The 11,871-nt window shown below is 32.5% G+C and carries 16 protein-coding genes; 3 read left to right on the top strand and 13 right to left on the bottom strand.

The features are described 5' to 3' along the window. Positions 1–23: 23 nt before the first annotated feature. The 11 genes from AC5EAH_RS04405 to AC5EAH_RS04355 form a co-directional block, all read right to left on the bottom strand. Positions 24–332 (bottom strand): hypothetical protein, encoded by a 309-nt coding sequence (locus AC5EAH_RS04405; RefSeq protein ID WP_493493549.1) that lies wholly within the window; start codon positions 330–332, stop codon positions 24–26. 38 nt (positions 333–370) lie between these two features. After that, positions 371–856, bottom strand: coding sequence for an ATP-grasp domain-containing protein (locus tag AC5EAH_RS04400; protein WP_493493569.1), 486 nt, complete (start codon positions 854–856; stop codon positions 371–373). 12 nt (positions 857–868) lie between these two features. Beyond that, complete coding sequence (locus AC5EAH_RS04395; protein WP_493493548.1) at positions 869–1,294, bottom strand: hypothetical protein; 426 nt, start codon at positions 1,292–1,294, stop codon at positions 869–871. 205 nt (positions 1,295–1,499) lie between these two features. Then, a complete protein-coding gene (gene eno, locus AC5EAH_RS04390; RefSeq protein WP_493493547.1) occupies positions 1,500–2,816 on the bottom strand; it encodes a phosphopyruvate hydratase in 1,317 nt (438 codons plus the stop codon). 53 nt (positions 2,817–2,869) lie between these two features. Then, on the bottom strand, positions 2,870–4,405 hold the full coding sequence (gene gpmI / locus AC5EAH_RS04385; RefSeq protein WP_493493546.1) for a 2,3-bisphosphoglycerate-independent phosphoglycerate mutase: 1,536 nt from the start codon (positions 4,403–4,405) through the stop codon (positions 2,870–2,872). Continuing rightward, complete coding sequence (gene tpiA, locus AC5EAH_RS04380) at positions 4,405–5,160, bottom strand: triose-phosphate isomerase (RefSeq protein WP_493493545.1); 756 nt, start codon at positions 5,158–5,160, stop codon at positions 4,405–4,407. Before tpiA ends, gpmI begins: the two co-directional genes overlap by 1 nt. Positions 5,161–5,192: 32 nt before the next feature. Then, entirely contained in the window at positions 5,193–6,395 is a 1,203-nt protein-coding gene (locus tag AC5EAH_RS04375; RefSeq protein ID WP_493493544.1) for a phosphoglycerate kinase, read from the bottom strand. A gap of 75 nt (positions 6,396–6,470) precedes the next feature. Further along, positions 6,471–7,478 (bottom strand): type I glyceraldehyde-3-phosphate dehydrogenase, encoded by a 1,008-nt coding sequence (gene gap / locus AC5EAH_RS04370; RefSeq protein WP_493493543.1) that lies wholly within the window; start codon positions 7,476–7,478, stop codon positions 6,471–6,473. Positions 7,479–7,500: 22 nt separating this feature from the next. After that, positions 7,501–8,547 (bottom strand): sugar-binding transcriptional regulator, encoded by a 1,047-nt coding sequence (locus AC5EAH_RS04365; protein WP_493493542.1) that lies wholly within the window; start codon positions 8,545–8,547, stop codon positions 7,501–7,503. Positions 8,548–8,797: 250 nt separating this feature from the next. Beyond that, on the bottom strand, positions 8,798–8,944 hold the full coding sequence (locus AC5EAH_RS04360; RefSeq protein WP_493493541.1) for a hypothetical protein: 147 nt from the start codon (positions 8,942–8,944) through the stop codon (positions 8,798–8,800). Positions 8,945–9,058: 114 nt separating this feature from the next. Further along, positions 9,059–9,292 carry a hypothetical protein gene (locus AC5EAH_RS04355; RefSeq protein ID WP_493493540.1) on the bottom strand — a complete coding sequence of 78 codons (234 nt, stop codon included), beginning with the start codon at positions 9,290–9,292 and terminating at the stop codon, positions 9,059–9,061. A 203-nt stretch (positions 9,293–9,495) separates the two neighbouring features. Here AC5EAH_RS04355 and AC5EAH_RS04350 point away from each other — a divergent pair, with 203 nt between their 5' ends. Genes AC5EAH_RS04350 through AC5EAH_RS04340 form a run of 3 tightly spaced genes read left to right on the top strand, consistent with a single transcriptional unit; the run spans position 9,496 to position 10,547 of the window. Next, entirely contained in the window at positions 9,496–9,804 is a 309-nt protein-coding gene (locus AC5EAH_RS04350) for a hypothetical protein (protein ID WP_493493539.1), read from the top strand. Between the two features lie 12 nt (positions 9,805–9,816). Next, the gene (locus tag AC5EAH_RS04345) at positions 9,817–10,143 is read left to right on the top strand and encodes a hypothetical protein (RefSeq protein WP_493493538.1); all 327 of its coding nucleotides are present in this window, start codon (positions 9,817–9,819) and stop codon (positions 10,141–10,143) included. Further along, the gene (locus AC5EAH_RS04340) at positions 10,143–10,547 is read left to right on the top strand and encodes a hypothetical protein (RefSeq protein ID WP_493493537.1); all 405 of its coding nucleotides are present in this window, start codon (positions 10,143–10,145) and stop codon (positions 10,545–10,547) included. The genes AC5EAH_RS04345 and AC5EAH_RS04340 overlap by 1 nt, the downstream gene beginning before the upstream one ends. Before the next feature lie 93 nt (positions 10,548–10,640). Here AC5EAH_RS04340 and AC5EAH_RS04335 read toward each other — a convergent pair whose 3' ends face one another. Together AC5EAH_RS04335 and AC5EAH_RS04330 are read right to left on the bottom strand one after the other, a co-directional pair. Then, on the bottom strand, positions 10,641–11,240 hold the full coding sequence (locus tag AC5EAH_RS04335; protein ID WP_493493536.1) for a hypothetical protein: 600 nt from the start codon (positions 11,238–11,240) through the stop codon (positions 10,641–10,643). Between the two features lie 11 nt (positions 11,241–11,251). Beyond that, the gene (locus AC5EAH_RS04330) at positions 11,252–11,656 is read right to left on the bottom strand and encodes an ATP-binding cassette domain-containing protein (RefSeq protein ID WP_493493535.1); all 405 of its coding nucleotides are present in this window, start codon (positions 11,654–11,656) and stop codon (positions 11,252–11,254) included. Between the last annotated feature and the right edge of the window lie 215 nt (positions 11,657–11,871).

Raw genomic sequence — 11,871 nt, 5'->3', positions numbered from 1 at the left:
TGCTCTCCTTAATTTATGTTTTATTAAATCGCTTCATATGTTACTGTTAATTGTTTATCTACTGTTGCCATATCTTTGAGTAATGCTTCAATATTAGTACTTTCTAAGTAATATAAGCCTAATAAATCTTCTATACCTCGATATGAGCTCACTTGATCACCGACTTGTTTAATTGGAATAACTAATGTTATAGAATTAATTTGCTGTATATTATTAAAATCTATTTGTTTAATTTGCCATTGACCTTCCGGACAATGACTGATTTTAGAAGCGGCATATTTTTTAAATTCAATATTTGTATTAATGGGTAAACCTAGACTTAATTTTGCCATTTCTACAAATAAATCATATTGCCCTTCGGTCGCATTTTTTAATCTAAAAGGGACTGTCCCCCTGGACGTCCATTCACTTCAATAATTTTAGGACCTTGTGATGTAAATTTAATTTCAGTATGTGTTACTAAATTATCTACTTGTAATGCGGTTAATGCTCTAGTTGTAATAGCAAACACCGCTTCAAGTTTATCGGCAGGTAAGCTACTCGGTAAAATATAACCACTCTCTCTAAATGGTGTAACAAGTTTTGTTCTATCACTGACTGCAATATGATGAATTTGACCATCTTGAACAATACTTTCTACACTACAATAATCTGCTAAATCCATATGATGATGCCACGCTTGACCAATCATTAGTTCTTCTAAATTAAAAGTTGAATCTACGTTTTCTAAAATAATATTTTGATAATTATTTTGTGCTTGTTGATAAGCCCTATGTAATTGTTGAATATTATTTACTTGTACGATACCATAACCGCCACCACCATAATTTGGTTTAAAAATAGCTGGAAATCCAATATATGCACTAGCTTATTGTAAATCATCTATCTGCTTAATTTCAAAAAATTTAGGAATAGGAACATGATATTGTTTTAGTAATTGACGTTGTTTTTGTTTGTCTTGTAATGCCATAATTGTTTGATGAGACATTGCACTTCTACCAATATATTTATTTAAGTCATTACATACTTTAACTAACATTTCTGCAAAAGTTAAAATACCATCTAAAGTTTCATAATCATGATATTTTTTGACTTGCATTAATAAATCATGTTCATTTTGACATTCAATACCATCTTTTCCGACAATGTCTTCATATATTTTATTTAATGTATGATTAGTTTTAGATTTAATATAGAAAGCAATGATGTTAATATTTGTAAGTGTCTGTAAACTAGGATAAATTAAATCTGGTGCAGTACCTGCATGATGTAGTAATAATGCTAATTTTTTCATAATCGTCTCCTCCCCTAGATTACAATTATATTTAAAATAGATATAATTATTATATTCCTTTGATTATCATTTTTCAATTAATTTTAGTGTAAATTTTTCTTTTTTAATCAACAAATAAAAAAACTCTTCATGACAAAATTGTCATGAAGAGCTAGATCTATAGACTATTCTTTTAACCCCCATTAATCGAATAGCTATAGATTAATTATTTTTTTAAGTTATAGAATGATTTTAAGCCTAAGTATTCTGCTTTAGTGCCTAATTGATCTTCAATACGTAATAATTGGTTGTATTTAGCAATACGGTCTGTACGGCTAAGTGAACCTGTTTTAATTTGTCCTGCATTTGTTGCAACTGCAATATCAGCAATTGTTGCATCTTCTGTTTCACCAGAACGGTGAGAAATAACAGCTGTGTAACCAGCGCGTTTTGCCATTTCAATTGCGTTAAATGTTTCAGTTAATGTACCGATTTGGTTAACTTTAATTAAAATTGAATTACTGATGTTGTTTTCGATACCTTTAGATAAGATTTTTGTATTTGTTACAAATAAATCATCACCTACTAATTGTACACGGTCACCAACACGTTCAGTTAATAATTTCCAACCGTCCCAGTCATTTTCATCCATACCATCTTCAATTGAAAGAATTGGATATTTGTTAACTAATTCTTCTAAATAATCAACTTGTTCAGCAGCTGTACGTTTCTTACCGCCTTCACCTTCAAATTTAGCATAGTTGTAAATACCGTCTTCATAGAATTCTGATGAAGCACAGTCAAATCCTAAGAATACATCTTTACCTGGCTCTAAACCAGCTGCCTTAATGGCTTCTAAAATTGTTTCTACTGCATCTTCTGTCCCTGCAAATGTTGGTGCAAAACCACCTTCATCACCTACAGCAGTTGATAAACCACGACCATGTAAAATTTTAGCTAAGTTGTGGAATACTTCAGCACCCCAACGTAAAGCTTCTTTAAATGTTGGTGCACCTACTGGTAAAATCATAAACTCTTGGAATGCAATCGGTGCATCAGAGTGAGAACCACCATTAACAATGTTCATCATTGGCACTGGTAATTGTGTTGTGTTAAAACCACCTAAGTAACGGTATAATGGTACATCTAAGAAATCTGCTGCTGCATAAGCAACGGCCATAGAAACACCTAAAATAGCATTAGCACCTAAGCGACCTTTGTTGTCTGTGCCATCTAATTCGATCATTGCATTATCAATACCTACTTGATCAAAAATATCAAATTTACCTTCTAATAAAGGTGCAATTTCATCATTAACATTGGCAACGGCTTTAGATACACCTTTACCTAAATAACGTGATTTATCACCGTCACGTAATTCAACAGCTTCATGTTCACCAGTTGAAGCACCTGATGGTACTAAAGCACGACCAAATGCACCTGAAGCAGTTGCAACTTCAACTTCGATTGTTGGGTTACCACGTGAGTCTAAAACTTCACGTGCGTAAACTTCTGTAATATATTCTTTATAAAATTTTGACATATTATATGTTCTCCTTGTAAATAAAATATGATTGACACTTGTTCAAGGCGTCATTATTTTTCAATTAATGTTTGTCCAGTCATTTCTGCTGGTTGTTCAATATTTAATAAGTCTAACATTGTAGGTGCTAAATCGGCTAAACGACCGCCACTACGTAATGTTACACCTTCTTTAGTAACAATAACAGGCACTGGATTAGTTGTATGTGCTGTCATTGGATTACCTTCTAATGTTGTCACTTCATCAGAGTTACCATGATCGGCTGTGATAATAGCATAACCACCTTTAGATAAAATTAAATCAACAACTTCACCTAAACATTTATCTACAGCTTCAATTGCTTTAACTGTTGGCTCTAACATCCCACTGTGCCCTACCATATCTGGGTTGGCAAAGTTTAAAATAATAGCATCCAATGTATCTTCATTAATAGCTTTAACTAAAGCATCTTTAACTTCGTAAGCACTCATCTCTGGTTTCAAATCATAAGTGGCAACTTTTGGAGAAGGAATTAGAATACGTGATTCACCTTCAAACTCTTCATGACGACCACCACTCATAAAGAAAGTAACATGTGGATATTTTTCTGTTTCAGCAATACGTAATTGTGTTTTATGTGCATTTGATAACACTTCACCAATTGTATTTTTTAAATCTTCTTTTTTGAAAGCAATTTCTGCTAAAACATCTTCACTATAAATTGTAAAAGTTACTAATTTTAAATCTTGTGGATAATCTGCACCACGATCAAAACCATCAAATTGTGGATTTGATAAGGCTGTACCTAATTGAATCGCACGGTCTGGTCGGAAGTTAAAGAAAATAACTGAATCACCAGACTCAATTTGTGCAACTGGTTGATCTTTATCATCAGTAATAACAAATGGTACGACAAATTCATCATAAACTTCTGTTTTATAAGATGCTTCAATACCTTCAACTGCTGATGAGAATTTTGGTCCACGACCAGCTGTCATTGCTTCATAAGCTAGTGCAACACGTTCCCAGCGTTTATCACGATCCATCGCATAGTATCGACCAGCAATTGTTGCAAATTGACCTACACCAATTTCTTTAAATACTTCTTGTGAATGTTTAACAAACTCTAAACCAGATGAAGGAGCAACATCACGACCATCTAAGAAGCCGTGAACATAAACTTTCTCTAAATCATATTGTTTAGCTAAGCGTAATAAAGCGAATAAATGTTCATAATGAGAATGGACACCACCATCCGAAATTAAGCCCATTAAATGTAAAGCTTTACCACTTTCTTTAGCAGTTTTTACCGCATTCACTAATTCTGGAATTTCATAAAATCCGCCTTCACGAATTGCAATATTAATACGTGTTAATGATTGATAAACAATACGTCCCGCACCAATATTTAAATGTCCAACTTCTGAATTTCCCATTTGGCCATCAGGTAAACCTACATCTTCACCACTGGCTTTTAATTCATTATGTGGATATTTTGCATAATAACGATCAAAATTAGGTTTATTAGCAGCCTTAACTGCATTACCATATGTTTCTTCACGATTTGCAAAACCATCTAAAATAATTAACGCAACTGGAGATTTTGTCATTATTTACCACCTTCTAATAATGCTAAGAATGAATCTACTTCTAATGAAGCACCACCTACTAATGCACCATCTACATCTGGGCAAGCCATGTATTCTGCCACATTTTCAGGTTTTACTGAACCACCGTATTGTACACGTACAGCATCTGCCGCCTCTTGACCGAATTTATTTGCTACAACTTGACGTACTGTGTGACACATGTTCTGTGCATCTTCAGTTGTTGCTGATTTACCTGTACCGATTGCCCAAATTGGTTCATAAGCAATCACTGTTGCTTTAACTTGTTCTACTGATAAACCTTCTAAGTCTGCTTCTACTTGTTTGGCGACAACTTCGCCTGCTTGATCTGCTTCGTATTGTTCTAAAGTTTCACCACAACAAACAATAGGAATTAAACCATTATTAAATGCAGCATGTACTTTTTTATTGATTAGTTCATCTGTTTCACCGAAATATTCACGACGTTCAGAATGTCCTAAAACAACATATTTAACACCTAAGTCAGCTAATGCAGCGGGTGAAGTTTCACCTGTGAAAGCACCTGCGTTTTCAAAGTGTGCATTTTGTGCACCAATTTGCAAATCAGTGCCTTTAGCGACTTCCATTAATGTTGCCAATTGAAGTGCTGGTGCACAAATGACAGCATCTACCTCTAATGCTGAAGGTACTTTTGTTGCGACTGCTTGTGCAAAGCTTAAAGCTTCTGCAACAGTTTTATTCATTTTCCAGTTACCTGCAATAATTGGTTTTCTCATGAGGAGAAACCTCCTTTGTTTTATTTCTTGTCTTATTTATCAGATAGTGCAACAACACCTGGTAGTTGTTTACCTTCTAAATATTCTAATGATGCACCACCACCAGTTGAAATGTGTGAGAATTTATCAGCAAAACCTAATTGGATAGCTGCTGTTGCTGAATCACCACCACCAATGATTGTATTTGCATTTGATAAATTAGCAATTGCTTCACACACACCGATTGTACCTTTAGCATAATTTGACATTTCAAATACACCCATAGGCCCATTCCATACAACTGTTTTTGCATCTTTTAATTCATTAGCAAATAATTCAATTGATTTTGGTCCGATGTCTAAGCCCATTTCGTCATCAGATAAAGCATCTACAGCTACAGCACGAAACTCAACATCATTACTGAATTCTTTTGCTGCAATTGTATCTACTGGTAAAATTAATTTATTACCTGCTTTAGCTAATAATTCTTTAGCATAGTCTAATTTATCTTCTTCACATAAAGACTTACCTGTATTGAAGCCTTGTGCACGTAAGAAAGTAAACATCATCCCACCACCGATAAGAATTTTATCAGCTTTATCAATTAAGTTTTCAATAACAGCAATTTTATCTGATACTTTTGACCCACCTAAGATGGCTACTAATGGACGTTCTGGATTATCTACCGCACCACCGATAAACTTAATTTCTTTTTCAACTAAGAAACCTGCCACAGCATTACCTTCTCCAATATTCGAAGAGATACCGACATTTGATGCATGTGCACGGTGTGCTGTTCCAAAAGCATCATTAACAAAAACATCACCTAAAGACGCCCAATATTTACCTAATTCAGGATCATTTTTAGATTCTTTTTTGCCATCAATATCTTCAAAACGTGTGTTTTCAAACATTAAAATTTCGCCATCTTTTAATTCATTAATTGCTGTTTCTAATGCTTCACCACGTGTTTGTGCAACAAATTTCACTTGCTGACCGATGACTTCAGATAAACGTTCAGCAACTGGTGCTAAAGATTTACCTTCTTTATCAGCTTCTTCTTTAACACGACCTAAGTGAGAAAATGCTATTACTTTAGCACCTTGTTCTAACGCATATTGAATTGTTGGTGCTGCTGCAGTAATACGATTATCATTTGTAATGACACCATCTTTTAATGGCACATTAAAATCCACACGCATTAATACTTTTTTGCCTTGTAAATTACCTAAATCTTTAATTGATTTTTTTGCCATTGGTTGATTCCTCCAAAAATAATAAGCAAGAAAGCGGAGTTAATGTTCCTCCGCTATTCACTTTTATTAAGTTAATTATTTAATTAATGATGCAAAATATTTTAAAGTACGTACTAATTGTGATGTATACGACATTTCATTGTCATACCAAGCAACAGTTTTCACTAATTGCTTACCGTCTACAGTCATTACTTTTGTTTGAGTTGCATCAAATAATGAACCGAAACCAATACCTACGATATCAGAAGATACTAATGGTTCTTCAGTGTAACCATAAGATTCGTTAGCAGCTTCTTTCATAGCAGCATTAATTTCTTCAGCTGTTACTGATTTTTCTAATACTGTTACTAATTCTGTTAATGAACCAGTTGGTACTGGTACACGTTGTGCAGCACCGTCTAATTTACCGTTTAATGCTGGAATAACTAAACCGATTGCTTTTGCAGCACCTGTTGAGTTAGGTACGATGTTTGCTGCAGCAGCACGCGCACGACGGAAGTCACCATTACGGTGTGGTGCATCTAAAGTATTTTGGTCACCAGTGTAAGCGTGGATTGTTGTCATTAAACCTTCTACAACACCAAATTTATCGTTTAATGTTTTAGCCATTGGTGCTAAACAGTTAGTTGTACATGAAGCACCTGAAATTACTGTTTCAGAACCATCTAAAATATCGTGGTTTACGTTGTAAACGATTGTTTTAATATCGTTACCACCTGGTGCAGAAATAACTACTTTTTTAGCACCAGCTTTGATATGTGATTCTGCTTTTTCTTTTGAAGTAAAGAAACCAGTACATTCTAAAACAACATCTACATCTAATTCTCCCCATGGTAATTCTTCAGGATTTGCATTTGCAAATGCTTTAATTTCTTTACCATTAACAATGATTGCACCTTCTTTTAATTCTGCAGTACCGTTAAAACGACCTTGTGTTGTGTCATATTTAAATAAGTGTACTAACATATCTGCTGGTGTTAAGTCGTTAATTGCTACAACTTCAATACCTTCTGTTTCAACGATTTTACGTAATGCTAAACGACCTATACGACCGAAACCATTAATTGCTACTTTTACTGCCATGTGAGTGGCCTCCTTAAATTTTTTAATTTTTTATTTCAAAAGGACTAATGCCTTTTAAAAGCTCATTTGCCGCACCTTCATCTGTAACTAATACGGTATGAATAGGTGCTTGATGTAAATAAGCATCAATTGCTTGTGCCTTATGCTTACCACCTGCTACTGCAAAAATGTGTTCATGACTTGCAAGATCTTCCAATTGCAAACCAATTGTACGCAATTTATAAATCACTTTACCTTCACGATTTAAATAACAACCGAAGGCTTCTCCGACAGCTTGATTTTGTTTTAAAAAATCAACAATACTTTTTGCTGTATTACGTCGTTTAGCCATTTTCATTGCATCTCCAATGCCATGAATAATAATATTAGATTGTTTAATATTATTAAGCACATTCACTACCGAAGGCTCATTTACAAGTTTATCATATGTTGTAGGCGATACCGTATCAGGCACATATAACATTTGATAATTACCACCTGTTTTAAAAGCCATAGTCGAAGCAATTTGATTCGCTTGATAATTAGGATTACCACCTAAACCACCTCGTGCTGCTGTAAAAACAATATGTTGTAACGCTTCTTCTTGCGAAATTGATTTAGCTACTTCTGCTAATGTCGAACCACCTGTTACGGCAACAATATCAAAAGATTTTAACATAGCTTGAATTGATTTAGCTGCTAATTGTGCAAATGCTTCAAAAGTACTTTGTTTTTCATCAATATCTCCTGGAGAAATGATAACATTTTTAATATTATAATGTACTTTTAATTGTTGTTCTTTTAAGCTAATATCTGTAAAATTCTTCATAATATGCTGCATAGCTTCGACAATTTCTTCGCCTTGTCGTGTTAAAAACATACCATTTTGCATAGTAACGAGTAACTTTTGCGATTTTAAATCATTTATTTCTGTTCTTAGCTGTCTTTCTGTCATATTTAAATGATCAGCTAATAATCTTCGACCTACAGGTTGCATAAGAAAAATTGCTTGAAGCACATGATATCTTTTATACATTTTTTGCACTATATCAGGAATAAGACGTCTTTGAATTTCTATCAATTCTAACATATAATCACTCCTTAATATAAGCTGGTCATATAACGTCCCACGTGGACATTTTGCGACCAATAATGTTTAAAAAAATAGCAATTAAGCTCTTACATCTTTATTTTAACACAATATATATATTTTTCAAATAAAATAAATACATTTGAAAAAATTATCTCTGCTACTGTTCACAATAATGTCGCATTTTACAACGCTTTTCATAAATTTATGAGAACATAGCAACCCGACTTTTCACAAGTCGGGTTGCTAACTAATCTCTATCTTCTTTACTATAATTATAAATATTAATGACTTTGTTGGTTTCTAATGATGGGAATTGCGTTAATACAATAAAACCTGAACTAATAAAGATCATTACTTGAAGCAGTATGTTCGTTAATACAAATTTTATCTTCATTATTCTACCTCTCTCTGTATTGTTAAAATTTTATCCATTCTTGCGTACACGTCAGAAAAATGTATGGCGATGATAATATTTTATTGTCTTTTTCCATCTACTGAAGCTGTAGACTCATCCGCTACCACCATGTGATGCTTCTACAATTCTCTTAGCTAACATCAAATGATGATTTTTAATATACTGTTGTAGCATTTGTGCAAAATCTACTGTCAATTTATCTACAACGATGACTTCTCTACAACCACCTAAAATCTCACTTTTATGTGCATTGATAAATATATTACCTAGAATAGTAATTAATAATAATGTTACAACAACGATTAGCTTTTTCAATCGATTATACATGGTACACCGCATTTTTAATTGACATCATTAGCTAAAGCAATAACAGAAAATATTTTATACATATCTGAAAAACCTTATTTGAAAGTGCAATATAAATTAAAAATTCTAAAAATTCTAAAAAATAAATTGACAGAATCTTACATATTTTATACAATTAAAATATACTTATTCAACATAATTATTATACAGAAAGGAATGGAACTATGAAGAAAATATTTATTTTACTATTAGTCACTCTTATCGCATTCGCAGGATTAGGTATATCTGAATCTTCAGCTCACGCTGCCAAACTAGATAGATATTGGTATACTTATACACCAAATTATCCACCTTTCGTTGAAGCACCATATAGTATTTACATTCATGAAAATATACATGGACAGTGTATGCATGGTCATATTACTGAGACTGTAGATATGGGAGATTGGAAAAGATATGAAGGATATTTATATCCTTGTAAAAAAGCTATCCCAATACCTTCTTTTAAACAACCTAAGTTAGAATTAAAATAAGGAGATGAGATCATGTTTAAAAAACTATTATCACTAATATGTTTATTATTTTTGTTTACTAACAATGTCTATGCCTTTGAAACAAATGCTGTAACAACTAGTGCCACTTCTAAATATGTCAACAATATATTTAGACCTTTTCCGTCTGGTTTGTTTAACCCTGGTAGTTGTCCTTCTAACATATCATATTACGATGGACAGTATACAGGATCTCTTTTCTTAAATCATTATTCAAGAGAAAGAATTAGTAACAATAATTTTACATGGCATTGTTATTACAGCGGTACAGTTTACTCTACACCTTTTGTTCCCCTATCAGCTCCATTGGTAGATAAATGATGAAAAAAATATTTATTTTACTATGCTTATCTTTATTTTTAATAGGTTGTACTAAGCAATCTACTTTGAAAGGTTACTATTTCAATGGTAATTCAGACCTTTATGGTATGCACGATATACGAATCATTTATGCTGACGATACCAATATTATTAATATAGAAAATGATAACAATATTTTCTATACTGAAGAAAACAAACCTAAACTTCAGGAGTATTATCTACCGGGCGTTTATAAAATAGATAATATAGAAGAAAATGATAGTGGCTATAAATTAAAACTTGAATTACTTGATGCTAATGGCAAACCTTACAAAAATGTTGAATATTATTTTAAAAAACACGGGGACAAGTTTATAGATCATAATAATGTAGAATTTGAATTAAGAAAATTTATCAACAAATAAATCTAGAACATACAATGTTGAATACAGTACGAGAAATCCCGATTTTTATAATTGTAAAAATCGGGATTTCTTAATAATATCCAACATAATTTATTATTTATGTTTAACAGTCATACTATCTTTAATATCAATCTCTTGTTCTAATTCACCTTCTGCGGTATCACTCACCAAGTGAACTGATTGACCTTTATCGATTGTTTGGTCATTTTCTAGCATTGTTACACCTTTATCAAACAATTCCCCTTTGATGTGATAACTGATTTTATTATCTGATGCCATTGTCACTGTCACATCACCTTTAAAACTTTTTACTTTCGTGCTAAATTCTGGTGAAATAACTTTTAATAATTTAACGTCATGATCTGTCACTTCTACCTTAGCTAGTAAGATAATATTCGCTTTTTCTGGCGTACTGTAAATCCAAGTTTGGTAAAATGTTTGGTCTGTATCATTAGCTGAATCTAAAATTTTATTGGCTTCTTCTTCACTGATGCCTCTTTTCTTACTGAAATGTTCTATCATTTCTTGCGATGTTATTAAACGTTCTTGAATAAATTGACCATTTCCACCTTCTAATAAAACAGGTGTTGTTTTATCACCTTCATAGACGACTTCTTGTATTTGTTGTGTACAAGCGATTAATTGACTAGCGATGACACAGGCTAATGCCATCGTCATTATTCTTTTAAACATAGTTGCTCCTCCTAAAAATGAGATAAGTCGATAATTTGATCTACACGTTCAAAAACATTGGGGTCATGTGTGGCAAAAATCACAATATTTTCTGGCGATACTAAACTTAGTAATAAATCGATAATTTCTTTAGCTGTATTTTTATCTAAAGCACCTGTTGGCTCATCTGCTAAAATAATGGTGGCTTTTTTTAATAAAATTCTTGCGATGGCTACAGGTTGTGCTTGCCCGCCTGACAATTCATAAATTTTGGCATTTAAATAACTATCGTCTAAACCTACTTTTTGTAAGGCTTCAATGATTTGTTCTTTAGTGGCTAATATTTTTAAATTTTGATAGACCGTATCTTCTTCTACTAAGGCATAGTTTTGGAAAACATATCCTAAATAATTTTTAAAGTAATCTTGTTCTTTCATTTTCCAAATATCTTTTTATACTAGCTACATCTAAATAATAACAAATTATTTTTTTATTAATGATAACGTTTTTATTAGATTAAATTAATATTTTTGTTCGTTTTTTCCGTTATTTTTAATTGTAAAACATAGTATTTTAATATATCCATTTTATTTTTCCGTAAATTAAAAAACACGCCAGCAAATAAACGGTTCTATAATTTAAAGTGTTGATG

This window comes from Staphylococcus sp. B1(2026), from assembly GCF_058895785.1.
Note: the sequence above shows the minus strand (reverse complement) of the source record. Positions and strands in the feature narration are given on the sequence as shown.

Bases quoted from the DNA above. Each gene is read 5' to 3' on its own strand.
- AC5EAH_RS04365 (WP_493493542.1), bottom strand. From the start codon at position 8,547: ATGTTAGAATTGATAGAAATTCAAAGACGTCTTATTCCTGATATAGTG.
- eno (WP_493493547.1), bottom strand. From the start codon at position 2,816: ATGTCAAAATTTTATAAAGAATATATTACAGAAGTTTACGCACGTGAA.
- tpiA (WP_493493545.1), bottom strand. From the start codon at position 5,160: ATGAGAAAACCAATTATTGCAGGTAACTGGAAAATGAATAAAACTGTT.
- gap (WP_493493543.1), bottom strand. From the start codon at position 7,478: ATGGCAGTAAAAGTAGCAATTAATGGTTTCGGTCGTATAGGTCGTTTA.
- AC5EAH_RS04405 (WP_493493549.1), bottom strand. From the start codon at position 332: ATGGCAAAATTAAGTCTAGGTTTACCCATTAATACAAATATTGAATTT.
- AC5EAH_RS04345 (WP_493493538.1), top strand. From the start codon at position 9,817: ATGTTTAAAAAACTATTATCACTAATATGTTTATTATTTTTGTTTACT.
- AC5EAH_RS04330 (WP_493493535.1), bottom strand. From the start codon at position 11,656: ATGAAAGAACAAGATTACTTTAAAAATTATTTAGGATATGTTTTCCAA.
- AC5EAH_RS04350 (WP_493493539.1), top strand. From the start codon at position 9,496: ATGAAGAAAATATTTATTTTACTATTAGTCACTCTTATCGCATTCGCA.
- AC5EAH_RS04335 (WP_493493536.1), bottom strand. From the start codon at position 11,240: ATGTTTAAAAGAATAATGACGATGGCATTAGCCTGTGTCATCGCTAGT.
- AC5EAH_RS04360 (WP_493493541.1), bottom strand. From the start codon at position 8,944: ATGAAGATAAAATTTGTATTAACGAACATACTGCTTCAAGTAATGATC.
- AC5EAH_RS04340 (WP_493493537.1), top strand. From the start codon at position 10,143: ATGAAAAAAATATTTATTTTACTATGCTTATCTTTATTTTTAATAGGT.
- AC5EAH_RS04395 (WP_493493548.1), bottom strand. From the start codon at position 1,294: ATGAAAAAATTAGCATTATTACTACATCATGCAGGTACTGCACCAGAT.
- AC5EAH_RS04355 (WP_493493540.1), bottom strand. From the start codon at position 9,292: ATGTATAATCGATTGAAAAAGCTAATCGTTGTTGTAACATTATTATTA.
- AC5EAH_RS04375 (WP_493493544.1), bottom strand. From the start codon at position 6,395: ATGGCAAAAAAATCAATTAAAGATTTAGGTAATTTACAAGGCAAAAAA.
- gpmI (WP_493493546.1), bottom strand. From the start codon at position 4,405: ATGACAAAATCTCCAGTTGCGTTAATTATTTTAGATGGTTTTGCAAAT.